Origin of the sequence: Limnohabitans sp. Rim11 (genome assembly GCF_001269365.1) — a bacterium.
Classification (GTDB): domain Bacteria; phylum Pseudomonadota; class Gammaproteobacteria; order Burkholderiales; family Burkholderiaceae_C; genus Limnohabitans_A.
The window spans coordinates 892,420-917,558 of record NZ_CXOM01000001.1; the positions used below are offsets into that span (position 1 = coordinate 892,420).

Annotated in this window: 25 protein-coding genes; 17 read left to right on the forward strand and 8 right to left on the reverse strand. The window is 49.9% G+C overall.

Going from position 1 to position 25,139, the window contains the following annotated elements:
* Genes flgF through AMM03_RS04410 form a run of 9 tightly spaced genes read left to right on the forward strand, consistent with a single transcriptional unit; the run spans position 1 to position 7,868 of the window.
* Positions 1 to 744, forward strand: a complete 744-nt coding sequence (gene flgF / locus AMM03_RS04370) for a flagellar basal-body rod protein FlgF (protein ID WP_090129189.1) — start codon at positions 1 to 3, stop codon at positions 742 to 744.
* Between the two features lie 26 nt (positions 745 to 770).
* Positions 771 to 1,595 (forward strand): flagellar basal-body rod protein FlgG, encoded by an 825-nt coding sequence (gene flgG / locus AMM03_RS04375; protein ID WP_090129190.1) that lies wholly within the window; start codon positions 771 to 773, stop codon positions 1,593 to 1,595.
* Entirely contained in the window at positions 1,595 to 2,314 is a 720-nt protein-coding gene (locus AMM03_RS04380; RefSeq protein WP_090129191.1) for a flagellar basal body L-ring protein FlgH, read from the forward strand. The genes flgG and AMM03_RS04380 overlap by 1 nt, the downstream gene beginning before the upstream one ends.
* 10 nt (positions 2,315 to 2,324) lie before the next feature.
* Positions 2,325 to 3,434 (forward strand): flagellar basal body P-ring protein FlgI, encoded by a 1,110-nt coding sequence (locus tag AMM03_RS04385; RefSeq protein WP_090129192.1) that lies wholly within the window; start codon positions 2,325 to 2,327, stop codon positions 3,432 to 3,434.
* Between the two features lies 1 nt (position 3,435).
* Complete coding sequence (locus AMM03_RS04390; protein ID WP_090129193.1) at positions 3,436 to 3,807, forward strand: hypothetical protein; 372 nt, start codon at positions 3,436 to 3,438, stop codon at positions 3,805 to 3,807.
* Positions 3,808 to 3,824: 17 nt separating this feature from the next.
* Positions 3,825 to 5,408, forward strand: coding sequence for a flagellar hook-associated protein FlgK (gene flgK / locus AMM03_RS04395; protein ID WP_255349615.1), 1,584 nt, complete (start codon positions 3,825 to 3,827; stop codon positions 5,406 to 5,408).
* An 18-nt stretch (positions 5,409 to 5,426) separates the two neighbouring features.
* Positions 5,427 to 6,260 (forward strand): flagellin, encoded by an 834-nt coding sequence (locus AMM03_RS04400; protein ID WP_090129195.1) that lies wholly within the window; start codon positions 5,427 to 5,429, stop codon positions 6,258 to 6,260.
* On the forward strand, positions 6,257 to 7,135 hold the full coding sequence (gene motA / locus AMM03_RS04405; protein WP_090129196.1) for a flagellar motor stator protein MotA: 879 nt from the start codon (positions 6,257 to 6,259) through the stop codon (positions 7,133 to 7,135). The genes AMM03_RS04400 and motA overlap by 4 nt, the downstream gene beginning before the upstream one ends.
* A gap of 7 nt (positions 7,136 to 7,142) precedes the next feature.
* Positions 7,143 to 7,868, forward strand: a complete 726-nt coding sequence (locus AMM03_RS04410; RefSeq protein WP_090129197.1) for an OmpA/MotB family protein — start codon at positions 7,143 to 7,145, stop codon at positions 7,866 to 7,868.
* Here AMM03_RS04410 and AMM03_RS04415 read toward each other — a convergent pair.
* The gene (locus AMM03_RS04415; protein WP_090129198.1) at positions 7,865 to 9,130 is read right to left on the reverse strand and encodes a hypothetical protein; all 1,266 of its coding nucleotides are present in this window, start codon (positions 9,128 to 9,130) and stop codon (positions 7,865 to 7,867) included. The genes AMM03_RS04410 and AMM03_RS04415 overlap by 4 nt on opposite strands.
* A gap of 29 nt (positions 9,131 to 9,159) precedes the next feature.
* Positions 9,160 to 9,438, reverse strand: coding sequence for a heavy-metal-associated domain-containing protein (locus AMM03_RS04420; RefSeq protein WP_090129199.1), 279 nt, complete (start codon positions 9,436 to 9,438; stop codon positions 9,160 to 9,162).
* Positions 9,439 to 9,663: 225 nt separating this feature from the next.
* On the opposite strand from AMM03_RS04420, the gene AMM03_RS04425 reads away from it, so the two are divergent.
* Positions 9,664 to 9,906: a glutaredoxin family protein gene (locus AMM03_RS04425; RefSeq protein WP_090129200.1), complete on the forward strand. Its 243-nt coding sequence runs from the start codon at positions 9,664 to 9,666 to the stop codon at positions 9,904 to 9,906.
* Here the strand turns inward: AMM03_RS04425 and yghU are convergent.
* Together yghU and AMM03_RS04435 are read right to left on the reverse strand one after the other, a co-directional pair.
* A complete protein-coding gene (gene yghU / locus AMM03_RS04430; protein ID WP_090129201.1) occupies positions 9,896 to 10,774 on the reverse strand; it encodes a glutathione-dependent disulfide-bond oxidoreductase in 879 nt (292 codons plus the stop codon). The two genes, AMM03_RS04425 and yghU, sit on opposite strands and share 11 nt — an antisense overlap.
* A 77-nt stretch (positions 10,775 to 10,851) precedes the next feature.
* Positions 10,852 to 11,148, reverse strand: a complete 297-nt coding sequence (locus AMM03_RS04435; protein WP_090129202.1) for an MgtC/SapB family protein — start codon at positions 11,146 to 11,148, stop codon at positions 10,852 to 10,854.
* A 70-nt stretch (positions 11,149 to 11,218) separates the two neighbouring features.
* Between AMM03_RS04435 and AMM03_RS04440 the strand changes: the two genes are divergently transcribed.
* Together AMM03_RS04440 and fdhF are read left to right on the forward strand one after the other, a co-directional pair.
* On the forward strand, positions 11,219 to 12,949 hold the full coding sequence (locus AMM03_RS04440) for an NADH-ubiquinone oxidoreductase-F iron-sulfur binding region domain-containing protein (RefSeq protein ID WP_090129203.1): 1,731 nt from the start codon (positions 11,219 to 11,221) through the stop codon (positions 12,947 to 12,949).
* Positions 12,950 to 15,808 (forward strand): formate dehydrogenase subunit alpha, encoded by a 2,859-nt coding sequence (gene fdhF, locus AMM03_RS04445; RefSeq protein WP_090129204.1) that lies wholly within the window; start codon positions 12,950 to 12,952, stop codon positions 15,806 to 15,808.
* Here fdhF and queC read toward each other — a convergent pair.
* The 3 genes from queC to AMM03_RS04460 are packed head-to-tail and all read right to left on the reverse strand — an operon-like array spanning position 15,793 to position 17,897.
* Positions 15,793 to 16,515, reverse strand: coding sequence for a 7-cyano-7-deazaguanine synthase QueC (gene queC / locus AMM03_RS04450; RefSeq protein WP_090129205.1), 723 nt, complete (start codon positions 16,513 to 16,515; stop codon positions 15,793 to 15,795). The two genes, fdhF and queC, sit on opposite strands and share 16 nt — an antisense overlap.
* 36 nt (positions 16,516 to 16,551) lie before the next feature.
* The gene (locus AMM03_RS04455; protein WP_228764555.1) at positions 16,552 to 17,391 is read right to left on the reverse strand and encodes a hypothetical protein; all 840 of its coding nucleotides are present in this window, start codon (positions 17,389 to 17,391) and stop codon (positions 16,552 to 16,554) included.
* On the reverse strand, positions 17,388 to 17,897 hold the full coding sequence (locus AMM03_RS04460; protein WP_090129206.1) for a hypothetical protein: 510 nt from the start codon (positions 17,895 to 17,897) through the stop codon (positions 17,388 to 17,390). The genes AMM03_RS04455 and AMM03_RS04460 overlap by 4 nt, the downstream gene beginning before the upstream one ends.
* Positions 17,898 to 18,016: 119 nt before the next feature.
* Between AMM03_RS04460 and AMM03_RS04465 the strand changes: the two genes are divergently transcribed.
* From AMM03_RS04465 to AMM03_RS04485, 5 genes are all read left to right on the forward strand, one after another.
* Positions 18,017 to 18,718 (forward strand): DUF599 domain-containing protein, encoded by a 702-nt coding sequence (locus AMM03_RS04465; protein ID WP_090129207.1) that lies wholly within the window; start codon positions 18,017 to 18,019, stop codon positions 18,716 to 18,718.
* A 213-nt stretch (positions 18,719 to 18,931) separates the two neighbouring features.
* Positions 18,932 to 19,813 (forward strand): UDP-2,3-diacylglucosamine diphosphatase, encoded by an 882-nt coding sequence (locus AMM03_RS04470; protein WP_090129208.1) that lies wholly within the window; start codon positions 18,932 to 18,934, stop codon positions 19,811 to 19,813.
* A complete protein-coding gene (locus tag AMM03_RS04475; RefSeq protein ID WP_090129209.1) occupies positions 19,810 to 20,838 on the forward strand; it encodes a glycosyltransferase family 4 protein in 1,029 nt (342 codons plus the stop codon). The genes AMM03_RS04470 and AMM03_RS04475 overlap by 4 nt, the downstream gene beginning before the upstream one ends.
* A 137-nt stretch (positions 20,839 to 20,975) precedes the next feature.
* The gene (gene ppk1, locus AMM03_RS04480; protein ID WP_090129210.1) at positions 20,976 to 23,060 is read left to right on the forward strand and encodes a polyphosphate kinase 1; all 2,085 of its coding nucleotides are present in this window, start codon (positions 20,976 to 20,978) and stop codon (positions 23,058 to 23,060) included.
* A 22-nt stretch (positions 23,061 to 23,082) separates the two neighbouring features.
* Positions 23,083 to 23,544 (forward strand): SixA phosphatase family protein, encoded by a 462-nt coding sequence (locus tag AMM03_RS04485; protein ID WP_090129211.1) that lies wholly within the window; start codon positions 23,083 to 23,085, stop codon positions 23,542 to 23,544.
* On the opposite strand, the gene ppx is transcribed toward AMM03_RS04485, so the two are convergent.
* The gene (gene ppx, locus AMM03_RS04490; RefSeq protein WP_090129212.1) at positions 23,523 to 25,040 is read right to left on the reverse strand and encodes an exopolyphosphatase; all 1,518 of its coding nucleotides are present in this window, start codon (positions 25,038 to 25,040) and stop codon (positions 23,523 to 23,525) included. The genes AMM03_RS04485 and ppx overlap by 22 nt on opposite strands.
* Positions 25,041 to 25,139: the final 99 nt, after the last annotated feature.

The window sequence follows — 25,139 nt, forward strand, 5'->3', positions numbered from 1 at the left end:
ATGATTGATCGTTTTGCATTCACAGCGATGACTGGCGCCAAGCATGCCATGGGGCAGCTTGCGACCACAACGCACAACATGGCCAACCTGCAAACACCGGGTTTCCGTGAAATGCTGTCGACTTTTCGTGCTGTGCCCATCGATGGCGCAAGTGCTGATTCACGGGCTTTTGTGGTGGACTCCACGCCCGGTGCCGATTGGTCGCATGGTTCTGTCACCCCCACTGGTAACCCTTTGGACCTGGCGATTCAAGATCAAGGGATGTTCACGGTTCTGCGGGCAGATGGCCAAGAGGCTTACACCCGCTCCGGTAAATTTCAGTTGGACTCCCGTGGTTTCTTAACCACTACAACAGGTCAAAGGGTCTTAAACGATCAAAACGGCTTAGTTCAAATTCCTGAAGGCAGTCAGAACATTCAAATTCAAGCCAACGGCTCTGTTTGGGTGACGCTACAAGGGCAATTGAATGAGACCGCCGTTGCACGGCTGAAGTTGGTCAATCCGGCACCGCAAGATTTAGAGCGCCAAGCCGACGGTTTGTTCACTGCATCTAAAGCATTGCCTGCATCAGATGAAGTGCAAATTTTGCAAGGCTCACTTGAGGGTAGCAATGTGAATGCAGCGCAAGCCATGGTGCAGATGATTGCCCAAAATCGTTTATTTGACTTGAACATTCGTTTGGTTCAAGTGGCAGAACAAAATTCAAAATCAGCAGGGACCTTGATGTCCTTGTCTCGGGTCTAAGGCCCAGTGAAATCAGGAGTTAACCCATGTTGAGATCCCTATGGACCGCAAAAACAGGTATGGATGCACAGCAGACCAACCTGGACACGATCTCCAACAACTTGGCCAACGTTTCCACGACAGCCTACAAGCGTGTTCGCCCTGTCTTTGAAGATTTGTTGTATCAAAATTTACGCAGCCCAGGCTTGATGGAAGACTCTAACGGCGAATACCTGCCCACAGGTTTGCAAGCCGGTAATGGTTCAAGAGTGTCTGCTACACAGCGCATTAACAGCGCAGGCTCTTTGTTGCAAAGCCAAAACCCCTTAGACATGGCCATCAGCGGCAACGGGTTCTTTACGGTTGCAACAGGCAATGGTACGGCCTACACCCGTGCTGGAAATTTCATGCGCAATGACAAAGGTCAAATTGTGACGGCCTCAGGCAATGTGGTCATGAGCCAAAGCAGTGTGGGCGGCAAAGCGGGTTCGCTGAATTCGGCCGGCATTGTGATTCCTGGAAATGCCACTGCTGTGGTGGTGGGGAGTGACGGTACCGTGAGCTATTACGGTCCCAGTACCACCAATCCTATTGTTGCAGGCCACATTGCCATGGCGAACTTTGTCAACCCCGCTGGTTTGTCAACGGGCGGCGGAGGCTTGTATTTTGAAACGGCTTCTTCTGGTGAGCCGCAGATGGGTGTTCCTAGTTATGACGGCTTTGGCGCTATCAATCAATACTACACAGAACAATCTAACGTCAATGTCGCTGAAGAATTGGTGTCGCTGATCGCAGCGCAGCGCGCCTACGAAATTACCGCCAAGTCAGTTTCTGCTTCAGATCAGATTCTTCAAAAATTAGGACAACTGTGATGAAAAATGTTGCATTGTTGATAACGGCACTTTCTGCTCTGACAGTTTTGTCTGGCTGTGCGGAATTGCCATCGCAGGCAAAACCTTCTTTGCTGAAAAGCGAAACGACCATCCGCCCACAACCTCAGGAAATGGCCACGGCCAGTCGAGGATCATTGGTTCCTGCAGCGCAAGTCAGTCCTGCTGCGTTTCGCGGTTTGTTCGAAGATCGTCGTGCAGCTCGCGTTGGCGATACTTTGACGGTGTTATTGAACGAAACCACCAGGGCCAGTAAAGATGGAGGTACCTCTGCAAGCCGAAGCTCAGCCAACAATGCCAGTTTTGGGATGAACGCCTCTAAGAGCAGATCCGGAACAACCAGTAGCGCATCAAGTGGCGATGCGAACTTAGGCATGTCCAACAGTGGCGGTTCAAATTTTGACAGCAAAGGTGTTTCATCTGCTTCGAATCAATTCAGCGGCACGATTACCGTGACGGTCCTAGAGGTTTTGTCAAACGGTAACTTAAACGTTGCAGGCGAAAAGCGCTTGGCTGTTGGTACAGAAGAAGAAGTCATTCGATTTGGCGGCATTGTTTCGCCTGTGAACCTTCAAGGAAACACCATCTTGTCATCTCAAGTGGCAGACGCTCGCATTGAATATCGTGGTGCTGGCATTACTGATGAAGTGAAAAGCGCAAGTTGGTTGACAAAATTATTTGTGCGTTATTCGCCTAACTGAGGTTGCAATCATGACTTTGCGTTTCATTCTAAAAAGCTGCTTGGCATTGGCGGTAATCATTTTTGCCAACATGGTTTGGGCTGAGCGTCTCAAAGACATGGCGGTGGTCTCGGGTCAACGTCCCAATCAGTTGATTGGTTACGGCTTGGTTGTAGGGCTGGATGGTACGGGTGACAGTGCTGGCCCCAATCCAGTCACTGGTCAGACCATCGTGACCATGCTCAATTCATTGGGCGTCTCGGTTCCAGTTGGTGTCAATTTGCAAGCGCGAAATGCTGCTGCGGTCATGGTGACTGCCGAATTGGGCGCTTTGGCCAGGCCGGGTCAGGCCATGGACGTGACAGTCTCTTCTTTGGCCAACGCACGCAGCTTGCGCGGTGGCACTTTGCTCATGACACCATTGCGCGCAGCCAATGGTCAGGTGTATGGCCAAGCCCAAGGATCGGTGGTGATTCCTGGCGCATCAGTAGGCACATCGCTTGCCAGGACCACCGTGAACCAATTGTCTTCAGGGCGCATCCCAGGCGGTGCCATTGTGGAGCAATCGGCACCAGAAGCTGATTTGAGTCCGTTGATTGAATTTAATTTCCACAAAGCAGATTACGTTCAAACCAAGCGTGCGGTTGAGGCTTTGGAGCGCGTGGTTGGTCCGCAAGATGTATTGCCTGTTGATGCGCGTACTGTTGCAGTACGAGTACCCACTGATCGAACACAAAGAATGAACATCATGGCCCAATTGTTGGAGCTGGATGTTGAGTCGTCTGTTGATGTCGCCAAGGTGGTCGTCAATGCACGGACAGGCTCGGTGGTGGTGAATCAATCGGTTCGATTGGCGCCATTCGCTGTAACGCACGGCAATTTAACCATTCGTGTTCAGGCAAGTAATCAACTTTCAACACCCTCATTGATGGCACGCACGCGTCCAGTCACTGTCAGAAATGACCGTGTCAACATCGATGCAGGACCAACTGGTCAAATGATCCAAGTTGAAGAAGGTGCTTCGTTGGAGCAAGTGGTTAGAGCTATCAACATGTTGGGCGCCACACCACAAGATCTGATGTCCATTCTGCAAGCTATGAAATCAGCAGGCGCTTTGCGTGCTGAGTTGGAAGTTATTTGACATGGCAGACCTCGTCATTTCAGGCTTGATTTCAGCCAAGCCCATCACACCACCAGCGGCTGATACACCGCAGGTGAAGAAGATCAAGCAAAGCGCCCAAGAGTTTGAGGCTGTGCTGTTGCGTCAATTTTTAAAGGAAGTCAGAACTTCTGCAATGGCCGAAACCAAAAAGGGCAGCAATGCGGCTTACCTAGAAATGGCCGATGAGCAAATGGCCAACCAACTGGCTGCGCAAGGTGGCTTCGGATTTGGCAAGTCCATGGCAGATCAAATGTTGCGACAAGTTCAGGCTGCGAAGCTAATCACTTCGGGGTCGAATGCCGTAAAACCAGATAACACCTTGTCCGCAGGCCTGTTGGCCCCCGCGAATTGACCTAACGGAACTACCAAGTGAGATCAGCTGCCCTTTTCGATAGCGCCATGGCTGGCCTGCAATCTGCGCAGGCGGGCATGATGGTGACGTCGCAAAACGTAACTGGATCTTCCATTGACGGTTATGTGCGCCGTACGTCCAATCCGCGCATCAATGGCATGTCGCCCACATCCATTGATTTGACAGGTACCTCTTTTGCAGTTGAAGGATTCAGTCGTTACTTTGACAACCTTTTGCAAGTACAGGTTTTGTCGCAACAGAGTAAAACCACTTACACACAAACATTGGTTCAGTCCGTTTCGTCCTTGGATGCGATGCTGACAGACCCAGCCACATCTATCGCGCAAGCACTGGGTAATTTTTTCAATGCTGCGGGGTCAATTGCCAATGAGCCAAGTAATTTTGCATATCAGCAAAGTTTGATCGGTACTGCTCGTCAGGTGGCCGATCGAATACGAGGCATGGCCGAAATGGTGGGGCAAATATCTAGCAATGCTTCAACGGCTTTGGCAGATGTGTTGAATCAAGCTAATACCTTAACACCACAACTTGCATCTGTGAATGCCAAGATCAGATCGTCAGCCACGCCGGGGTTATCTTACCCATCTGCAGATTTGTTGGATGAACGTGATCGAATTGTTGCGAAGCTGCAAGACTTGGTTGGTGGTACAACATTGATCAACGAAGATGGCACAGCAAGCTACATGGTAGATGGCCAACATCTGGTCGACAGAGAAATTGCAAATACATTTGCAAACGAGACGGGTACATCACCTGTTCGAAGTGACTTGCCGTTGACCGGATTGAAAATCAAAATGGTCTCGCCAGACTCTAGAAACCCCGTCTTGATTCCAATCGTCATGAGTCAAGTCATGTCCAATAGTGGTGCAAATACAGTTTTGATGGGAGGGCAAAGTTTGTTGCAAGAGGGTAAGGCTGGTGCTTACATTCACTTGATTCAAAATTTTGTGCCCAATGTGCAAAAAAGTATTAACTTGCTGGCTGCTCAATTGGTTCGCCAGGTAAACACGGCTGTCAGCGCAACAGGGGGCGCCATTGCGCCCATCTTTGGATTCAAAGCAACTGCCAGTGGCGCACCTCCCGTTACTGCCGGCGCTTTGCTAAACGACTTGTTCAGGCCTGCTGGTGGTGCGGGTCCAGACAGCACCTATGCCAACATTGTGGAGGCTGCTAATCCGCAAAGCAGTCAGTACAAAACGTCGGTCGAATTTAATTTAAACAAAGCTGACTTAGATGCGCGTTTGTTCACTGTGGTCGGTAGCTTTGACACAGCCCAATTTACCAACCTTGATGCCACAGCTTCTTCATCCATTGAGAAATTGCGTGAAACATTTGCATCGCCACTGACATTCATTACCAGCAGTATTGCCACCACTGTGGCCACTTGGAAAAATGACAACAAAGCCAATGAGGCGCTGCAAAAAACACTGAAGGAGCAAAAGTCTGCTATCACAGGCGTTAACTTGGATGAAGAGGCAGCCAATTTGGTAAAGTACCAACAGCTTTACAACGCCTCTAGTAAATTAATGCAAACAGGGCGCCAAATGTTTGATACCTTGCTGGGCATGCTGTCCAGTTAACACGCGAGATCTTAAATCATGAGAATTAGCAGCCAACAGGTATTCGACAGCAGTTTGCAATCGATCCAACAACATACCTCGGATGTGGTGGAAACACAGCGACAAATATCTTCTGGCCAGAAATACCGCTTGGCTTCTGATGACGCGCTTGCTGCAGGGTTGGGCGTTCAGGTTGCATGGAACAAGTCGCAATATGCCATGTTCAAGGTGAACCAAGATCACATCAATGCGTCACTGACCTCCACTGATGCACAACTTAGCAGCATTAACATTGCATTGACCAAATTTCAACAAATGATGGTCCAAGGCCGAAACGACCCGCTTGGATCGGACGGTCGGAAAATCTTAGGGCAGCAAGCAGAATCACTTATTGCAGCAGTGACTCAATTTTCAAATGCCAAAGACGCCAATGGTCAAAATATTCTTCGCTCCGGGCCAGTATCTACCGTACTCATAGCGCCCAGTGTCAGCTTAGAGTCTGGCATCAGCTACAACGAGGTCATGATGGGACCGGTGGGCACTGGCAAAGATGTTTTGGCAATCATGACATCTATCAAAGTCAAGCTGGCTGGCGGGAATTCCCCCTCCGATGAGGATATGGTGAATTTTCAGGCTGCGCTGACGCAAGTAACACGTGCTCAAGTTAAAACCGGCTTGTTACAAAATCAGTTAGATGCCGCGACCGAATCGGCTGAAGTACAAAAAACAAATGTAGAGTTGCAAAGAAGTAACTTGCTTGACACTGATTTGGCCACAGCCACTGCCAGTTTGGTGAAGTCTAATGCCTTGCTGCAGGCCGCTCAATCCGTCATGACCAAACTTGACGTTAACACTCTGTTTCAAAAATTATGAATATTCCAATTGGTTGGCTTATAGCCTTTGCTACAGCGCTTGGCGGATTTTTTTGGCTGGGCGGAGAACTCAATAACCTGTGGGTGCCAGAAGAATATTTGATTATTTTTGGCGCTGCGTTGGGCACCTTGATCGCTTCTAATAAATGGCGCAATCTGAAAAACTTGTTCAAGGCGTTTGGTCGAATTTTTGTTCGCTCTGAATCTAACAAAGCTGCCAATCTTGCTTTGTTGTGTTTGATGTTTGAATTGCTTCAAAAAATCAAACGCGATGGATCTCTCTCGATTGAGGCAGACATTACCAGCCCAAAATCGAGCGCCTTGTTTGCAAAATATCCAGTTGTTTTAAAACAAAATCGTTTGCTTGAATTTATTACTGACTACTTTCGCATGATGATGGATGGCACGGTGACGCTGAGCCAACTCGAAACCGTCATGGCGCAAGAAATTGAAGTCATGAATCAAGAGTCATTGGAGCCATCCGACTCCATGGTGACCCTTGCTGACAGCATGCCAGCTTTTGGTATTGTGGCCGCCATTGTGGGCGTGATCCACACCTTGGCTTCTATCAAGCTTGGCAAGTCGCCTGGCGAAATTGGTGCAAGCATTGCCGCTGCCCTGACAGGTACATTGTTTGGCGTTTTCAGTGCTTATGCTTTGTTCGCGCCCATTGCGCGAACCCTCGAACAAAATGCAGCGTCTGATGTAAAGCCCTATGAAGCTGTCAAAGAAATTTTGATTGCTTATTACAGCAATTTCTCACCACTGGTGGCAGTTGAGTACGGCCGTAAAGTTCTATTCACAGATCAGCGTCCAAGCATGACTGAGCTGGAGGCGGGTGTGCTGTCAACATCTGGAACCAGCCTTCGCGGTTAATTAGCAAATGGCTACTATCAAAATCGAGCCAGTTGTCAGGCGAGGCCGTCCACAAAAGAAGGCGCGCCGAGAAGCTGCCCACGGCAACTGGAAGTTGGTGTATGCCGATTTCGTCACTGTCCTCATGGCTTTTTTCATTGTGGTTTGGATTTTGCTGTTCGATCTGGTTTCTGAGCGCGAAAGATTTGACAAGACTTGCCTTGACCCCCTCAATGAAGCATTGCAGAAACAGATCAATGAAGATCAGGCATTGCAGTCTGGCACCAATCCATTGCAGATTGAATATTCGCAAGAAGGCTTAAGGGTCACCCTTTTAGATACGCGAGAACCTATGTTCCAACGTGGTGGCACAACACTCTCTGATTTTGCCAAAAAGCAATTTCAAAAAATTGCTTCAGTGGTTGATATTTGCCCAACCCATAAATTGAAGATCGAGGGTTATACGGACTCCATGCCATATTCGGGTGGGGCAACTGGCTATGGGAATTGGGAGCTTTCAGGTGAACGTGCCAATGCTGCACGCCGAGAGTTGATTGCGCAAAAGGTTTCGATTGATCGTATTGCACAAGTCATTGGCTATGGGGACAGCGTTCCCACATTGCCAGACGATCCCACCAATGCCATTAACCGTAGAATTTCAATCACCATCTTGCCGCCCTTGAAGGTGAAGCGAGACTTGATGATGAATGACAAGGAAGAGTCGCCTGCGAAGTCTTCCGTCAAAGGCTATTAAGGTTTGTCTTGTTGAGGGGCGCTATAGCCCCTCAGCGCTGCCACATTCTCAATGACAATGTCACTTGAGTTGGGCATGCGTGATGCAGCTTTTCTGGCCATCTCTGCCGTCCTGAATGGCCCGTCCACCAACATATACTTCACGTCATTGGCGCCTTCAATTCGGACTGGCACCACATAAGTTCGCTTGAGCCAATCTTTGCCTTCGGTTTCTTTTTGAGCTTCTTGCGCGGTGGCAAAAGTTTGAAATTCCAAGACAAAATGATCTTCAGGCAATTTCGTCAGCCAGCGCTGCCCTTGCAATGCAATCTCTGGCATTTCAGTCGTGGCATCCTTGTCTTTTTCATTCGCGTTGCCAGAAGGTGCTGAACCTTCAGATGGTACCGCTTTGATGCTCTTGCTTTTGGCAGCAAAGACGCTGAGAATTTTTTCACCAAATTCGGGATGCAATACGGCGGACACGCCCACAGAAATAGTCAATAGCCCAAGGACGATGACGACCCAAGGCAAGATTTTTTTCTGAGACGGCGACGCCTTTGAACTTTTGCTTGGCGTAGCTTTGGGAGCGGAAAAGGGGGCTGCTGTGCGTAAGGGGGCTTCTGGCTTTTCTTCAGCGTTAGAAGATGTGTCCGGTACAACATATCTAACGCCACTTAATCTTTTTTCCGATTTAGCCAAGTGGTTAAAAAACTCAATGGCAATCTCTTCGGTACCGTTTCGCCGTGCTTCCTGGATTGCATTTAATTTTTGTTCAGGTGTTGGCAGACTCAAAACCCACGTATTGATTTTTGGGTTGTTGTCAAAAATTGGCAGTGATTCTGTTTCACTGGCATCAAACATCAGTACAGCGCAAATGCCCGCGCCTGGAAAATTCTCAATCAGTTTGAGTAATATTTGAATGTCTTTCTCGCCTAAGGCATTGGCATTTTGAATGAGCCAAATTTTGTCAGGCAGGCCCTTGCTTGTAGGCTGCGTAGCGATTTGAAAAGACAAGCTGTTCAAAATCGCATTGAAGCGTTCTAGAAGCCCTTCGGTGTCGGCGGGCAGCAATACTTCTAGCGATGTTTGCGGGAAATCTTGGTTGATTCTTCTGACAACCCGCTCGCCGTAATAAGTTAGAAGTTCTTTGTACTTGCTGACCAGCACCAGGCTTTTGTTGTCCTGGCGTAGTGAAGTTAAGTAGCTTTCAATTTGCAAACGATCAACTGCCCTGAAAAAAATGTCAGGGTTGGGGGAGGCGGTTTGATCGTTGAATCCACTCATGTATCAGGTGGATTCTAGTGTGCTTAGCCTCATGTCATACGGCCAATGGCGCAACTGACAAAGGATTTGGCATTGGTGATGCCGGCTTCAAGGCCAGCAACAGAGCCTTTTTCTGGATAGCCCATAGAGCGCAGTTTGTCGATGACGCTTTGTTTGATGGACGCTTCGCCCTCAAAGCTGACCAATTGTTTTTCGCGATCAATGACCAAATTGGAAACCTGCGCGACGCTGTTGATGCCCTTGACGATTGAGTTCTCGCAGCCACCGCATTTGATGTTCTCAACTTCAACTTGGAAAGTTTGTGTCATGACATGTTCCTTTGTGAAATGCCGCTGCATCAGTGCGGCGGTAAGCAATAAGTATGCGCTTCTGAAATAATTATCGTCTGATTTACATCAATCAAGCTAATCCAAGTAGCACTATTTTTGTGGTTTTTAGGTGCAAAACGCCAATATCAGCGGTGTTGGCGGGGCTCATAATGCTCACTTAGAATTGCAGCCAACACCTTTCAACCCAGAACCTGGCAGTTTCACATGAGCCTCAAAATCGTTGTTTATTCCAAGTCAGCTTGCCCCCAGTGCGAGTCTGCCAAGATGATTCTCAAGTCCAAGTCTTTGGCCTATGAGGAAATCAAAATCGATGACGAAGCCGAGCGCATGGCCTTTTATGAAAAGTGTGGCCCTTCTGTCCGCCAGATGCCCCAAATTTTTATCAACGATCAGCGAGTGGGTGGGCTGGCTGGCTTACAAGCCGCCCTGGCCCAAATTACGCAGTAGTCTGCCCGTTCAATTTGTCTTGAGTGCGGTGCAGGAAATCACTTGCATCGTGACGCTCATGCAATTGGGTGTTGGGTGGCCCAATGACGCGATTGACCATGCGGCCACGTTGAACGGCTGGCCTGGCCTCAATTTCATCTGCCCATCGAATCACATGCGTGTATTCGTGTACTTGTAAAAACTCGCCTGAGTCGTAGCGCTCACCTTTGGCCAGGCTGCCATACCAAGGCCAAATGGCCATGTCGGCAATGGTGTAGTCATCGCCCGCAATGAACCGATGATCGGCCAGTCGGCGGTTGAGCACGTCGAGTTCGCGTTTGACTTCCATGGCAAAGCGATCGATGGCATATTCAATTTTGGTGGGCGCGTAGGCATAAAAGTGACCAAAGCCGCCCCCTAAATAAGGCGCGCTGCCCATCTGCCACATGAGCCACGACATGCACTCGGTGCGCTGAGCCACATCGGTTGGCAAGAAGGCTTTGAATTTTTCAGCCAAATAAAAAAGGATCGAACCTGACTCAAAAACACGCACAGGCTCAGTCGTGCTGTAGTCCATCAGGGCTGGAATTTTGGAGTTGGGATTGACGTCGACAAAGCCACTGCTGAACTGCATGCCTTCAGTAATGCGAATGAGCCACGCATCGTATTCAGCGCCGCTGTGTCCCAGCTCTAGCAACTCTTCCAGCATGACAGTAACTTTGATGCCGTTGGGCGTTCCCAATGAGTAGAGCTGCAGAGGGTGCTTGCCGCGGGGCAAGGCTTGCTCGTGAGTAGGGCCCGCTACAGGGCGATTGATGTTGGCAAAACGGCCGCCACTGGCTTTTTGCCAAGTCCAAACTTTAGGGGGTGTGTAGTGGGAATCAGACATTCAAGGACCTCTTCAGAATTGGGCCTAAGCGTACACGAGAATGGCGCTGATTCACACGAGGAAAAACACGGACTAACTTAAGTGAAAGCAATTCCAAGAGCCGTGGCAAATACAAACAGCGATAAAGCCCCCGTCATCTTTAGGCCATAGCTTGAACCGCCACTTATGAAGCTCAAACCAGTGGTAACCAATGCCACACCAAAAATGCTGGAGCCTAAGCTGAACGCAACGGCACCCATCATGGCGGCCACGGTGTGTGTTCTAACGCCAGCCATCATGGTACCCGGCTGATGCAAACGTTCTCGCACAATGCCAATCAGAAATCCCACCCCCAAGGCGGTTAGAAAACTCAAGGTTTCGGGTGGAAGGTTCATTGAAACATCTTATGCCTCATTGGCAAACAAGATAAGCCCGAAACACAGCAATCCTCTAAAATTGCGCCATATGTCAGCTACAAAACCGCCATCGCAGTCTGTCGTTGCTTTAGCCAGCCTCGAAGACATGACCCTCAAAATTCGCCAGAGGCGTCAACTCAAGGGCCGCCAAGCCGACGAAGTCGCCATGGAAGAAGTGCAGGCGCTCCTGCCCTTGGATGGCGATTTTCTAAAACAGCGTCGCGATTTGCTAATTGAGCATCTGCACAAAATTAACGATACCTATCGAGGTCTACACGAGCATCACTTGGTTGCGTTGGCCAAGCTGATGAACATCTCGATGGCCGAAGTGTATGAGGTCGCTACTTTCTATCATCACTTTGAAATTATTCGCAATGGTGACCAAGCACCCCAGTTCACAGTGCGGGTGTGTGATGGACTGAGCTGCGACATGGCGGGAGCCAATTCCTTGCTTGCCAAGTTGCAGGCATCACTTGGCACTGACAATGTCATAGTTGTTGCTGCGCCCTGTGTGGGCCGATGCGAACAAGCACCCGTTGCGGTTGTGCATCAACACGAAATTGGACACGCCTCTGTAGACAAGGTCATGCAGGCAGTTCAATCACAAGCCATTCAGGCGGTGGTGCCCGACTACATTGACTTCAATGCGTATGTGGCCGAAGGCGGATACGCATTGCTTCAAGCTTTGGCCACCGGTCAAAAAGATTCAGAGGCTGTAATGAAGGCCATGGAAGACTCTGGCTTGCGCGGTTTAGGGGGAGCAGGATTCCCTGCTGGCCGCAAGTGGCGCATTGTGCGAGAGAAAGCTGCAACGCGGCTAATGGCGGTCAATATTGACGAAGGCGAGCCAGGCACCTTCAAAGACAGAACGTATTTAGAACGCGACCCACATCGTTTTTTAGAAGGTATGTTGGTAGCTGCACAGGTGGTGGGCATTGAGGCCATCTACATTTATCTGCGCGATGAGTACCACGGTTGCCGACAAATTCTGGAAGCAGAACTCCTTAAGCTTCAAGCAAATCCGCCCGTTGATTTGCCCAAGATTGAATTGCGCCGCGGTGCTGGTGCGTACATTTGCGGCGAAGAGTCGGCCATGATTGAAAGCATTGAAGGCAAGCGGGGAGAGCCGCGCATGCGACCGCCCTACATTGCGCAGCTTGGTTTGTTTGGCAGACCCACTTTAGAGCACAACTTTGAAACCCTTTATTGGGTGCGCGACATTGTGCAAAAAGGACCTGATTGGTTTTCTGGTTATGGCCGTCACAATCGCAAAGGCCTGCGCAGCTTCAGTGTCAGTGGACGTGTCAAAAAGCCAGGCGTTAAGTTGGCGCCTGCAGGCATCACCATTGCCGAGTTAATTGAAGAGTATTGCGGTGGCATGCAAGACGGCCACGAGTTCTACGCTTACTTGCCTGGCGGTGCTTCGGGCGGCATTCTTCCCGCATCGCTCAAAGATATTCCACTCGACTTTGACACCCTGCAACCCTACGGTTGCTTTATTGGTTCTGCCGCAGTCATTGTGTTGGGTCATCAAGACTCGGCGCGCCACGCAGCGCTCAACATGATGAACTTCTTTGCGCATGAAAGCTGCGGACAGTGCACGCCATGTCGCGTGGGCACAGCCAAAGCTGTTCAGTTGATGCAAGCCCCCAAGTGGGACAACAGCACTTTAGAAGATTTGAACCAAGTGATGACAGACGCCTCCATTTGTGGTTTGGGCCAAGCCGCACCCAACCCTATTCGGTGTGTGCAAAAGTATTTTCCACAGGAGATCATTTAAATGAACGCCCCTGTGTCCAAAGAATTGTTGGCCCCGCCCACAGTTGAATTCAAGCTCAACGACCAATCGGTGGTGGGTTTTGAAGGCGAGTCCATCCTCAATGCGGCCAAGCGCCATGGCGTCGACATTCCTCACCTTTGCTACAAGGAAGGCATGCGAGCCGATGGTAATTGCCGTGCGTGCGTGGTCGAAATTAAGGGCGAGAGAACGCTGGCGCCCAGTTGCTGTCGCAATGTCACGCCTGGCTTAGAGGTGTTGAGCCAAAGTCTTCGCGCCAAGAAAAGCCAAGAGATGGTGTTGGAGTTGTTGCTGTCTGATATGCCCGAGCAAGGTCACAAATGGACCGAGGCAGGACAGCATGGCGAGCTGAGTGATTGGGCGCAGACATTGAACGTGACAGTTAGGCCCGAACTGCAAAGCCTCAGACGTGAGCAGCCCAGTGCCGATGTGACTCACCCCGCTATGGCCGTTAACCTTGATGCATGTATACAGTGCAATCGCTGCGTACGGGCTTGCCGCGAAGAGCAAGTGAACGATGTCATTGGCTACGCGCATCGCGGTGCGCACAGTCAAATTGTGTTCGACCTTCAAGACGAAATGGGCAGCAGCAGTTGCGTGGCTTGTGGTGAATGCGTCCAGGCCTGCCCAACTGGCGCGCTCATGCCCAAGACGCAAGTGGGCTCGCAAGTGGTCGACAAAAAGGTGGATTCGGTCTGTCCTTTCTGTGGCGTGGGCTGCTTGCTTACCTACAACGTCAAAGAAAACCGCATTGTGAGTGTGGAGGGGCGCGATGGGCCTGCCAATCACAATCGCTTGTGTGTCAAAGGACGATTTGGCTTTGACTATATTCAGCACCCGCAACGTCTCACCGTGCCCCTCATTCGCAAAGCAGGCATCCCCAAGGATCCAGAAGCCATTCAACATCTGAATCGCAATGCAGCCAATTGGTCGGATGTGTTCAGAGAAGCGACATGGGAAGAAGCGCTGACCTTAGGTGCTGGCAAATTAAAACAATTGCGCGATACCCATGGCCCCAAGTCGTTGGCGGGCTTTGGTTCTGCCAAGGGCAGCAACGAAGAAGCCTATTTGTTCCAGAAGTTGGTACGCACAGGTTTTGGCTCCAACAACGTCGACCATTGCACACGCTTGTGCCATGCCTCCAGTGTGTCTGCATTGCTAGAGGGCGTAGGTTCTGCCGCCGTCAGCAATCAGGTGAATGATGTCGAACATGCTGGCCTGATTTTTGTCATTGGCTCCAACCCCACTGCCAATCACCCAGTGGCTGCCACGTGGATGAAAAACGCGGCCAAGCGCGGCGCCAAAATTGTCTTGGCCGACCCTCGTGTGACCGACATTGGCAAACACGCATGGCGCACGCTGCAGTTCAAGCCAGACACCGATGTGGCCATGCTCAATGCGCTCATCTACACCGTCATTGAAGAAGGTTTGGTCGATCAAGAATTTGTTCAAACGCGTGCCAGCAATTACGAAGCACTGAAACAAAACATTCAAGGCTATAGCCCTGAGGCCATGGCGCCCATTTGCGGCGTGCCCGCAGAAGCGCTGCGTGAAGTAGCGCGCGAGTTTGCCACAAGCAAAGGTTCAATGATTTTGTGGGGCATGGGCGTTAGCCAGCACGTGCATGGCACCGACAACGCGCGTTGCCTGATTGCATTGGTCACGGTGACCGGCCAAATTGGCAAGCCAGGCTCTGGACTGCACCCGTTGCGCGGACAAAACAATGTGCAAGGCGCTAGCGATGCGGGTCTCATTCCGATGATGTACCCCAACTACCAGCGTGTGAGCAACCCAGAGGCACACAACTGGTTTGAAAAGTTTTGGAAGACGCCCTTAGACAGCCAGCCGGGTTATACCGTGGTGGAGATCATGCACAAGGCCTTAGCCGATGACGCAGATCCGCACAAAATTCGCGGCATGTACGTCATGGGTGAAAACCCCGCCATGAGCGATCCAGACTTAAACCATGCAAGGCATGCGCTGGCTTCGCTAGAACATTTGGTGGTGCAGGATATTTTCATGACCGAGACTGCTTGGCTGGCCGATGTTGTTTTGCCTGCGACCGCTTGGCCAGAAAAAACCGGCACTGTGACCAACACCGATCGCATGGTGCAAATGGGTCGGCAAGCTGTTGAAGCGCCAGGTCAAGCCAAAGCCGATTTGTGGATCATTCAGCAAATTGCCAAGGGCATGGGCTTGAAGTGGCAGTACGAAGGCGAACACCATGGTGTGGCTCAGGTGTATGAGGAAATGCGCCAGGCCATGCACGAAGTGATCAGCGGCATCTCATGGGATCGATTGGTGCGTGAGTCCAGTGTCACGTATCCCTGCCTGTCGGAGGAGGACCCTGGCGAGCCGACGGTGTTCAAAGATCACTTTGCAACCACCGATGGCCGTGTGCATTTGGTCCCTGCAGACATCATTCCTGCCGATGAGCGTCCTGATGCTCAATATCCCTTTGTGTTGATTACAGGCCGTCAGTTAGAACATTGGCACACCGGCAGCATGACGCGCCGCGCCACAGTGCTAGATGCCATTGAGCCTGAAGCCACAGCATCCTTGTGCGGAGCTGATTTGTTGTCATTGGGTTTGAATGCTGGCGACACTATCACCTTGGCTTCTAGGCGAGGCGAAGTGTGCTTGCGTGTAAGGCGTGACGATGGCACACCGCAAGGCGCTGTGTTTGTGCCGTTTGCTTATTACGAAGCAGCAGCCAACCTCATGACCAATGCTGCCCTTGACCCGTTTGGCAAAATTCCAGAATTCAAATATTGCGCTATTGCTGTGAAAGCAGGTGGGCAATTGTCTGAAGCTGTTGGATTTTTTCAAGCGCCTGCTTGATGGCTTTCTAGTATGTAACGTTCATGCCCCGCGCGGCGCAAGTCGCAAGCGGGGCAGGTGTTGCAACCATAACCCCAAGCGTGCCGATGGGTGCGGTCCCCCAAATAGCAGGTGTGGGTTTCCTCTTCAATCAAAGACACCAAAGCTTGTCCTCCCAAGCTTTCGGCCATCTTCCATGTTTGCGCTTTGTCTAGCCACATCAAGGGTGTCTCAAGGACCACGCGTGTGTCTAGGCCCAAGCTCAAAGCCACTTGCAAGGCTTTGAGGGTGTCGTCGCGACAGTCGGGGTAACCAGAGTAATCGGTTTCGCACATACCGCCCACAATGTATTTGAGCTGACGTCTGTAGGCAATGGTGGCTGCAAAAGTGAGGAACAACAAATTGCGGCCCGGCACAAATGTGTTGGGCAAGCCGTTTTGTTGCATTTCAATGGCTTTGTCTTCAGTCAGGGCCGTGTTGCTGATTTGACCTAGCAAGCTGAGGTCTAGCATGTGGTCTTGGTCTAGCTTGTGTGCCCATTGAGGAAACTGTTGTTTGATGCCGTTTAAAAATTGCTCACGACAGGCCAGTTCAATGACATGCCTTTGACCATATTGAAAGCCAAGCGTTTCAACGCGCTCAAAGCGCTCTAGTGCCCAAGCCAGGCAAGTGGCAGAGTCTTGTCCACCTGAAAAAAGAACAAGGGCTGAGGCGTTGAATTGAGACATGTTGAAAGGGGACGCTGAGCAAAAAGTAGCTAAAGTTTAAATGACGCGCTGTGCCATCATGTGAATTTGTCCTGCACTCCACACAATGGCAGGAAAACTGGCCACCCAAGCCCAGAAAAAGCGATTCAAGCCAAAGAACCAAAACACCAAGAAATGAAAGAGTGCGGCAATGAAGCAAAACATCAGAGCTAGCCTGGTGTCTAGGAGTGCCAAAGGTGCGGCGCACTCCCAAAGAATAAAAGTCCAAGAACCCAAAGCCGGAAGCCAAGGTTTTCTGAGGTGGTGTGAATCATTCAGCGGTCCGTGAATGGCTGCGTTGAGAAAGATGGTCATGGCACTGCCATTGCGCCATTCAGGCCGAAGCAATTTGACTGCGCCAGACACAAAATAAGAGGTGATCGACTGAATGGTGATGTACCAAAAGCAGGCATGCCAGCCTAGTTCTACACTATTCAATGCCCCGACCAACTGCGAAATGAGCAAGCCAGTCAGCACCACCAAAGTCATGAAATCGCTGCCGCCATTGAAGGCGCCGCGCCACCGAATCAATACGGCCAAATTACTAACGAACAAAAACCCGACATTGCCCAAATTGGCACCCAAGGCCACCAGGCTGATGAGCGCAAGAAGTCGGGCCCAAAGAAGCGCAGTGAATATGTTTTCGGCAAACAGAAAATCGAAGAACTTTTGTGCAGTGGCATTGGGGATGTCTTGCCTTTGAATAGCCCAAGACCACAGCCCGTTCTGGTTCATGGCGGGGCGCATGCGCAAATACTCCAAGGTCTGAATACCTGCACTGAGTGCAAACAAACATTCCAGCCAACGGGCAGCCAGTGGTGTACTTAAGGTGAAGGCCGAAAGCCAGTCCAGTGTCATGGCCGCACCTCTATGGGTGAGGTCATCATGACGTGGGTGTGGGTTGTCTGGGACGGGTTGTCTAGCAACATCCTGAGTTCAAACTGTGTGTGTGAATGCGCTGGATAGGCTTCTGATAATTTGACCGCCACAAAATGCGAAACCATTTTGTAAGTAACCAACTGCCTTGGATCACTGCCTTCCGCAGAATCGTTCAAATCGGCCCAGAAATGGTCAATTAAATTTTGTTGTGCCAAGCCCAAATTGGTTTGAGTGTTGTGAAACAGCTGCCAAAAGCTTTGCGGCTGGCGAGGGTAGAGGTGCAGCCACTCAGTCCATTCAAACTGTCCCTGCACATCGACTTTGGCGGCACGTGCATAAAGGTGCGGCACATAGCCCACAGCATGAAAAAACTTCCAATTGGGAAAAAACGATCGCAACAAAAACAGCCAGGGACCCCGCACAATGGGCGTTTTGTAGAGCAAAGCCACCAACAGCACCAAAAAGTAAGCGATGACCCAATACATTGTCATGGTTTAAATGAGGTGCTGTTTGCGAAAGTGGTTGGAGTTTCTAAAAGGGGCCGATGCTTTATTCTATGCAGGAATTGAGTGGCCAAGGCAAATTTTCAGGATAGGATAGACCCATGAAAATACTGTCACTGCTCCCTTGGGCCGACTGGCTGGCCATGGCTTTGTTTTTCGGACTTTGGATTGGCTACGCTTGGTTTGCGCGTGTTAATGGCACCCGCAACATGACCCTGATAGCCACCACGAATCACTATCGGCAGTTGTGGATGTTGCAGGCCACAGCCCGAGACCCTCGCATGTTGGATGGCCTCATTACCCAAAACCTGTCGCAAACCCCGGCGTTTTTCTCGTCCACTTCGATCATCATCATGGGTGGCTTGTTTGCACTTTTGGGTACCACGGACAAGGCGGCAGACTTGGTGCGCGAAATTCCATTTGCAGTGCAAACACCCCTGTTGGTGTTTGAATTAAAAATCTTGGTGTTGGTGGGCATCTTTGTTTATGCCTTTTTTAGATTTTCATGGTCAATGCGCCAATACACCTTTGTGGCATTGGTCATTGGCGCTATGCCGCCACCTGATGAGTTTGCAGATGGTCGTCACGACCGTGTCAAGTTTGCTGAAAGGGCCGGCAACTTGGTCAGTGCCGCAGCCGAAACATTCAACGATGGCTTAAGGGCCTATTACTTTTCGTTTGCGGCCATGGCGTGGTTCTTTTCGCCCATTGCGCTGGTGCTGGCCACTGCCTTAGTGGTCTTGATTTTGTATGGCCGTGAATTTAAATCGGATGTGCTGGAAGTACTTAGAGACGAAAGTTGAGTACTATTTCATTGTCATGAATATTTCATAGAAACGCAACATTGCTGCAATGTAGGCGGCACATCATCAGCTTCCAAGTTAACCCAACTTGGAGCTGATGATGAAAGAACTTCCAAACCCCACTTTCCCAATTTCGCAAATCAATTTGCCACGGGGGTCACTTCACTCCAGAGATTTGCAACGTCGTTACCGCAAACACTTTGAGGGGGTGTGATGCGCTATTCCAAATTTGATTCCCAACTGGAACAGCCCTTTGAGTCCAATGTATGGGTTACCCGCTCACCCACTCATTTTCGATCTATCTTCATTTCTGACTTGCACTTGGGAACTCCCGGCTGTCAGGCCGATGCGTTACTCAAATTTTTGAAAACCTACACCTGCGACAACCTCTACTTAGTCGGTGACATTGTCGATGGCTGGCAGTTGCGCAGAAAATGGTACTGGCCCCAAAGCCACAACGATGTCGTCCAAAAATTATTGCGCAAAGCCAGAAAAGGTTGCCGGGTTATTTTTGTCCCGGGCAATCACGATGAGTTTGGGCGACATTTTTTAGACCACTCTTTTGGTGGCATCGAAATTCTAGAAGAAGCGGTCCACATTACTGCGGACGGCAAAAAGCTGTGGGTCATTCATGGTGACTACTTTGATGGCGTCATTCAATGTGCCAAGTGGTTAGCCTACGTGGGCGACAACTTGTACGAGTTCACTTTAAAACTCAACAGATATTTGAATCATCTGCGTGCGCGCATGGGTATGCCCTATTGGTCGTTGTCTGCTTACTTAAAACTTAAAGTTAAAAAAGCTGTCAACTTTATTTCTGACTTTGAAGTGGCAGTGGCCAATGAAGCCCGAAAGCTGGGATACCACGGCGCTATTTGCGGCCATATTCACCAAGCTGAAATACGAAACATCGATGGTATTTTGTATTGCAACGACGGCGATTGGGTAGAGAGTTGCACCGCATTGGTTGAACACGCCGATGGTCGCCTTGAAATACTGCGATTCAATCCTAACGATGCCTCACAAGGTTTGAGTCCTGAAATCAAGCAATCTGCCAATGAACCGTCTAAAGTTAAAGAATGGGCTGCTGTATGAGACTTCTCTTGATCACAGATGCTTGGGCGCCTCAAGTCAATGGTGTGGTGACCACTTTGGTTGAATTGGTCAGGGAGCTCAAACTCCAGGGAAACGAAGTGACGGTGGTTCATCCAGGCTTATTTAAGACCCGTCCATGTCCTGGTTATGCGGGCATTGATTTAGCCATTCGACCCAAGAAGCAATTGCAAACTTTGTTTGCATCCAATCAATTTGATGCAGTACACATTGCCACTGAGGGCCCTTTGGGATGGGCTGCACGCAGCATTTGTATGAAGCGTCAATGGCCATTTACAACAGCTTTTCACACCCGCTTTCCAGAGGTTTTGAAGGCCGCTATGGGCCTCCCACTTTGGATTGGCTATGCGTTGTTCCGTCACTTCCACAAGCCATCTTCCGGTGTCATGGTGCCTACTCAGGGCGTGTTGCAGCTTCTTCAGGATAGAGGCTTTGATAACCTGAAGTTGTGGACTCATGGTGTAGACACCGACTTGTTTGAATATGCAAGCAAAAGCAAGATCTGTGAGCAGCTTTCTCATTTACAAAGGCCCATCAGTATTTTTGTGGGCCGTGTATCTTACGAAAAAAACATCGAAACGTATTTAAAAATGCCTTTTGAGGGCAGCAAAGTGGTCTGTGGCGTGGGGCCTTTGGAAGCAGATTTGAAGGCTAGATATCCAGATGTCACCTGGTTAGGCCTTTTGCCCAGACCCGAATTGGCCAAAATTTATGCTGCGGCCGATGTGTTTGTTTTTCCCAGCCGAAACGAAACTTTCGGACTGGTCATGCTGGAGGCTATGGCTTGCGGCACCCCTGTAGCGGCTTATCCTGTGGATGGCCCTCTAGAGGTACTGACAGAAGCTTCTGGCCAGGTTTCAGGTGGCGTGCTTCATTCCGATCTGGCCGAGGCTACACGTCAGGCTTTGAGTATTCCCAGGGCCACAGCGCGCGCTAGGGCCTATGACTTTAGTTGGGAAAAAGCTTCTCAACTGTTCGTTAGTTATGTGCGTCAGATAACAGTCTAATTTTGATTGAGTGGCTAGGATGAACCCGAATTTTCACTACTTTGTCATCAATCTGACACAGACCACCGAAAGAATCGTTTGAGTTCAGAACGTCCAGATCCTGGGCTTCAACCCCATGACAAGAAAAGGAGGTCTTCGTGAGTAGACCGATTTCAAGCGCAAAGCGAGACTCAAACCAGACAGGTGTGGTGCTGATTGACCGCGATCAAAGCATTCTGGCTTTCAATGAGCGTGTCTTAGATTGGGCCAAAAGACCCGAAGTGCCATTGCTAGAGCGACTGCGATATCTATGCATTGTTTCATCCAATCTCGATGAATTTTTTGAGGTACGGGCAGATTTGCACATGTCTGCCTTTAGATCAGATGAGTTAAAGGGACCCTACAGAAAAGATACCTTTGAAGGTGTGTATGAGCACGCAAGGCAAGTCGTTAATGAGCAATATAGGTTGTACAACGACGTGCTTTTGCCCAAGTTGCAAAAACAGGACATCAGAATTCTCTCCCATGGTGAAAGAACGCCTGCGCAGCGCCAATGGGTCAGTGAATATTTCCAACGAGAAGTGCGTCCTTTGTTGGTCCCCGTTGGCTTAGACCCTGCGCATCCGTTTCCGCAGGTGGCCAATAAATCTCTCAATTTCATTGTGCAGTTATCCGGCAAAGACGCTTTCGGTAAGACAAACGACATCGCCATTGTGAAGGTCCCTCGCGTGTTACCGCGAGTGATTCTTTTGCCGAGCAAAGTTTCCGGCAAAACAGTCTCCGTGGTTTTGCTGTCCAGTGTGATTCGGGCTCATTTGGCTGAATTGTTTCCTGGCCGAACGGTTGAGCATTTTTCCCAGTTCCGCGTCACCAGAAATTCAGACCTTTCAGTGGATGAAGAAGATGTTGAAAATCTAAGAACCGCTTTGCGAAAAGGATTGCAACACCGCCAATATGGCCAAGCCCTTCGACTTGAGGTTTCCGACAGTTGCATGTCGCACTTGTCTAACTTTTTACTTAAGCAATTTGATTTGCCCGAAATAGCGCTTTTCAAAGTGGCGGGGCCTGTCAATTTGGTGCGACTGAGTCAATTGATTGACTTGGTTAACCAAGCTAAGCTGCTGTTCACACCCTATCACGCCAGCTTTCCCAAACAACTTGTTAAAGGCGCTTCCATCATGGCGCGCATGCGTCAAGGCGATGTCTTGATTCACCAGCCCTTTGAAAGTTTTGATGGCGTGTTGGCTTTTCTGAAAGAAGCGGTAGAAGATCCGCATGTTCTGGCTATCAAGCAAACGATTTACAGAACAGGTAGCGACCCTGTCATGATGAATTTGCTCCGCGAAGCCGTAAGACGTGGCAAAGAGGTGACCGCCGTAGTTGAACTCAAAGCACGCTTTGACGAAGAAGCCAATATCAATTGGGCTGAGCAGCTAGAGTCTGTGGGGGCCCAGGTTGTGTATGGGGTTGTTGGCTTGAAGACGCATGCCAAGATGCTCTTGGTCACGCGCAAAGAAGGGCGAACGCTGAAGCGCTACGGGCATTTATCCACTGGCAACTACAACCCAAGAACAGCCAAGCTTTACACAGACTTAAGTTACCTGACTTGTGATGCCGCAATGACCGCAGACATGGACCGCTTGTTTGTGCATTTGGCAAGTCCTTCCCGCTTGAGTCGTATGAGTAAACTCATCACAGCGCCTTTTCACATGCAGAAAAAGTTGGTTGAGAAAATTGAATCTGTCGGTGCGGCCGCAGAAGCAGGATTGAATGCGCGGGTTGTTGTGAAAATGAATTCTCTGACAGATCCAGTGCTCATTCATGCCTTGATTCGAGCAGGCAAGCAAGGTGCGCAAATTGATTTGATCGTACGAGGCGCATGCATGTTGCCTGCGGGGCTCCCTGGCCAGACTGACAATATTCGAGTGCGGTCCATTATTGGGCGATTTTTAGAACACTCAAGGGTGTTCTATTTTGAAAAGGGCGAAACACAAGAGATGTATTTGGCCAGTGCTGATTGGATGAGTCGCAATATGACGCGTCGCATTGAATTGGCTTGGCCTGTGGTCGACCCTGTACTGCGTCGCCGAATTATTGATGAGTGTTTGCTGGCATATTTGTACGACACCCGAAACGCTTGGACGCTGGAGCCCGATGGTCTTTATCGACGTGTAGAGAAAAAGGGACAAAAGGTCCAAAGCGCGCAAGCCTTGCTGATGAGTCAGTACGCCACTGGTGCTTAAACCTTGTAATGGATGGATTCAAATGGATCTTATTTTTTGGCGCCATGCCGAGGCTTACGACCCTGAAGAGGGGCAGGAAGATCTAAAGCGCGAACTAACACCAAAAGGCGAAAAGCAAGCTGCCAAGATTGGGGCTTGGCTTGATCGTCAGTTGCCAGAGGGCGTTCGCGTCATTTGCAGCCCAGCTGTTAGAACAGAGCAAACAGCCAAAGCTTTAGGGCGTAAATATAAATTGAAAGCAGATTTGCTGCCCAATGCTACAGCCTCAGAAGTCCTTGAAGCGGTAGGCTGGCCCGAATCAAAAATGTCTGTGGTGGTGGTGGGGCATCAACCTGTGCTGGGTCAATGCATTTCTTATTTATTGGGCATTCCAGAGGGTGAATGCGCAGTCAGGAAGGGCGCCGTTTGGTGGCTTAGAAGCAGGGTGCGAGATGGTGCAACTCAAACGGTCGTAGTCAGTGTTCAGACCCCTGAGCTTATTTGAAATTCAAGTTGCCAATCTGACTTTTGCCATGCTTCGCATTCTTCTTGAATGAGGTGAGCCGATTGGGGCCATTGTTGGATCCAAGATTTTTTACAGGTGATGACAAAGTTCTGACTGCTGGGCAAGCGCTTAAGACTGATACCTTTTAATTCGGGTTCGCGTCTTGCATGGCAAAGTATGGCGGCCATCCTGAGGCTCATGAGTTGGCATACAAAATCTTCTTCTCGAAGTTCGGAATCGAGTTTTTTAAGTTTTCCTCTGTGGCCCAAAATCAGTTGGCTTAGGCGGTGCAGCTCTGGCATCGAAAAACCTGTCAAGTCGGCATTGTCCAAAATGTAGGCGCCATGTTTGTGAAAGTCACTGTGCGAAATACGAGTGCCAATTTCTAACAATTGCGCAGCCCATCCCAATTTATTTTCTAGGCGGATGACTCGGCCTGATTTTTTACTTTCAGCGCCTTGAAGACTTTGAAACAAATGCAATGCGGTTCTTGTAACGCGGTCAGCTTGCGCCATGTCAACCGCAAATCGATTGGCCAGCGCAGTGACCATGGCGCTTCGCAAATCGGTGGTTTCGTCGCGCTCCAATCGGTCGATCAAATCCTGAATCACACCTTGACGCAACGCGCCCTGCGCTGCATGCATCTCTTCGATGCCTAGCAAATCAAACAACGCATACAAAATAGCCAAGCCGCCACCAATAACTGGTTTCCTGTCATCTTTGACACCCTCTAACTTGAGACTGTCCACATTGCCCATCTTGATCAGTTTTTCCTTGAGCCAATCGAGGCCATCGCGTGTAATTTTTCCGATTGGCCATCCAGCTGAGGCCAAAACATCGGCCACAGCCCCCACAGTGCCAGATGAGCCATAGGCTATGTCCCAAGCGTTTTGGGGGTACAGATTGAGTGCTTCGTCTAAAACGGCTTTTGCGGCGACTTCTGCTTTGGCAAACGCAGCGGCATTGAACAGGCCATTGGCAAAGTACTTCATCGACCACTTCACACTGCCAACTCGGTAGGATTCCATGACGTTTGGCTTGTATGCGCGTCCCAAAATCATTTCTGTCGATCTGCCGCCAATGTCAATCACCAATCTTTTTTCATCGGATTGAGGCAAGCTGTGCGCGACGCCTAAGTAGATCAATCGGGCTTCCTCTTTGCCAGAGATAACTTCGATAGGGAAGCCCAAAATGGTGGTGGCCTGAATCAGAAAAACATCTCTGTTTTTGGCCTCTCTCAAGGTCTGAGTCGCTACTGCTCGAACGTGTTCTGGACCAAACCCTGCCAGTCTCTCTGCAAATCGCGCCAGGCAGTCCCAGCCTCTTTGCATGGCTTCCTTGGACAACATGCGGTCTGCGTCTAGGCCATTGCCTTGTCGGACCGTTTCTTTGAGGTAATCGACGCGGCGAATTTGGCCGTCTTCAAAAACGCCAATTTCAAGGCGAAAACTGTTAGAGCCTAAATCGACGGCTGCGACAAGTTGTCCGTTTTGCATGCAAGTAAGTCATTTCCTGAATGACGCCATTCTGTGTCTATTTTTTGTCAATTTCATGACAATATAGGGCCTGCAGATTTTCTTTACAGTGAATAGAGG

What these genes read in the sequence shown, in the direction of transcription:
- flgF (WP_090129189.1), top strand. Translation starts at nt 1, where the DNA reads ATGATTGATCGTTTTGCATTCACAGCGATGACTGGCGCCAAGCATGCC.
- flgG (WP_090129190.1), top strand. Translation starts at nt 771, where the DNA reads ATGTTGAGATCCCTATGGACCGCAAAAACAGGTATGGATGCACAGCAG.
- AMM03_RS04380 (WP_090129191.1), top strand. Translation starts at nt 1,595, where the DNA reads ATGAAAAATGTTGCATTGTTGATAACGGCACTTTCTGCTCTGACAGTT.
- AMM03_RS04385 (WP_090129192.1), top strand. Translation starts at nt 2,325, where the DNA reads ATGACTTTGCGTTTCATTCTAAAAAGCTGCTTGGCATTGGCGGTAATC.
- AMM03_RS04390 (WP_090129193.1), top strand. Translation starts at nt 3,436, where the DNA reads ATGGCAGACCTCGTCATTTCAGGCTTGATTTCAGCCAAGCCCATCACA.
- AMM03_RS04400 (WP_090129195.1), top strand. Translation starts at nt 5,427, where the DNA reads ATGAGAATTAGCAGCCAACAGGTATTCGACAGCAGTTTGCAATCGATC.
- motA (WP_090129196.1), top strand. Translation starts at nt 6,257, where the DNA reads ATGAATATTCCAATTGGTTGGCTTATAGCCTTTGCTACAGCGCTTGGC.
- AMM03_RS04410 (WP_090129197.1), top strand. Translation starts at nt 7,143, where the DNA reads ATGGCTACTATCAAAATCGAGCCAGTTGTCAGGCGAGGCCGTCCACAA.
- AMM03_RS04415 (WP_090129198.1), bottom strand. Translation starts at nt 9,130, where the DNA reads ATGAGTGGATTCAACGATCAAACCGCCTCCCCCAACCCTGACATTTTT.
- AMM03_RS04420 (WP_090129199.1), bottom strand. Translation starts at nt 9,438, where the DNA reads ATGACACAAACTTTCCAAGTTGAAGTTGAGAACATCAAATGCGGTGGC.
- AMM03_RS04425 (WP_090129200.1), top strand. Translation starts at nt 9,664, where the DNA reads ATGAGCCTCAAAATCGTTGTTTATTCCAAGTCAGCTTGCCCCCAGTGC.
- yghU (WP_090129201.1), bottom strand. Translation starts at nt 10,774, where the DNA reads ATGTCTGATTCCCACTACACACCCCCTAAAGTTTGGACTTGGCAAAAA.
- AMM03_RS04435 (WP_090129202.1), bottom strand. Translation starts at nt 11,148, where the DNA reads ATGAACCTTCCACCCGAAACCTTGAGTTTTCTAACCGCCTTGGGGGTG.
- AMM03_RS04440 (WP_090129203.1), top strand. Translation starts at nt 11,219, where the DNA reads ATGTCAGCTACAAAACCGCCATCGCAGTCTGTCGTTGCTTTAGCCAGC.
- fdhF (WP_090129204.1), top strand. Translation starts at nt 12,950, where the DNA reads ATGAACGCCCCTGTGTCCAAAGAATTGTTGGCCCCGCCCACAGTTGAA.
- queC (WP_090129205.1), bottom strand. Translation starts at nt 16,515, where the DNA reads ATGTCTCAATTCAACGCCTCAGCCCTTGTTCTTTTTTCAGGTGGACAA.
- AMM03_RS04455 (WP_228764555.1), bottom strand. Translation starts at nt 17,391, where the DNA reads ATGACACTGGACTGGCTTTCGGCCTTCACCTTAAGTACACCACTGGCT.
- AMM03_RS04460 (WP_090129206.1), bottom strand. Translation starts at nt 17,897, where the DNA reads ATGTATTGGGTCATCGCTTACTTTTTGGTGCTGTTGGTGGCTTTGCTC.
- AMM03_RS04465 (WP_090129207.1), top strand. Translation starts at nt 18,017, where the DNA reads ATGAAAATACTGTCACTGCTCCCTTGGGCCGACTGGCTGGCCATGGCT.
- AMM03_RS04470 (WP_090129208.1), top strand. Translation starts at nt 18,932, where the DNA reads ATGCGCTATTCCAAATTTGATTCCCAACTGGAACAGCCCTTTGAGTCC.
- AMM03_RS04475 (WP_090129209.1), top strand. Translation starts at nt 19,810, where the DNA reads ATGAGACTTCTCTTGATCACAGATGCTTGGGCGCCTCAAGTCAATGGT.
- AMM03_RS04485 (WP_090129211.1), top strand. Translation starts at nt 23,083, where the DNA reads ATGGATCTTATTTTTTGGCGCCATGCCGAGGCTTACGACCCTGAAGAG.
- ppx (WP_090129212.1), bottom strand. Translation starts at nt 25,040, where the DNA reads ATGCAAAACGGACAACTTGTCGCAGCCGTCGATTTAGGCTCTAACAGT.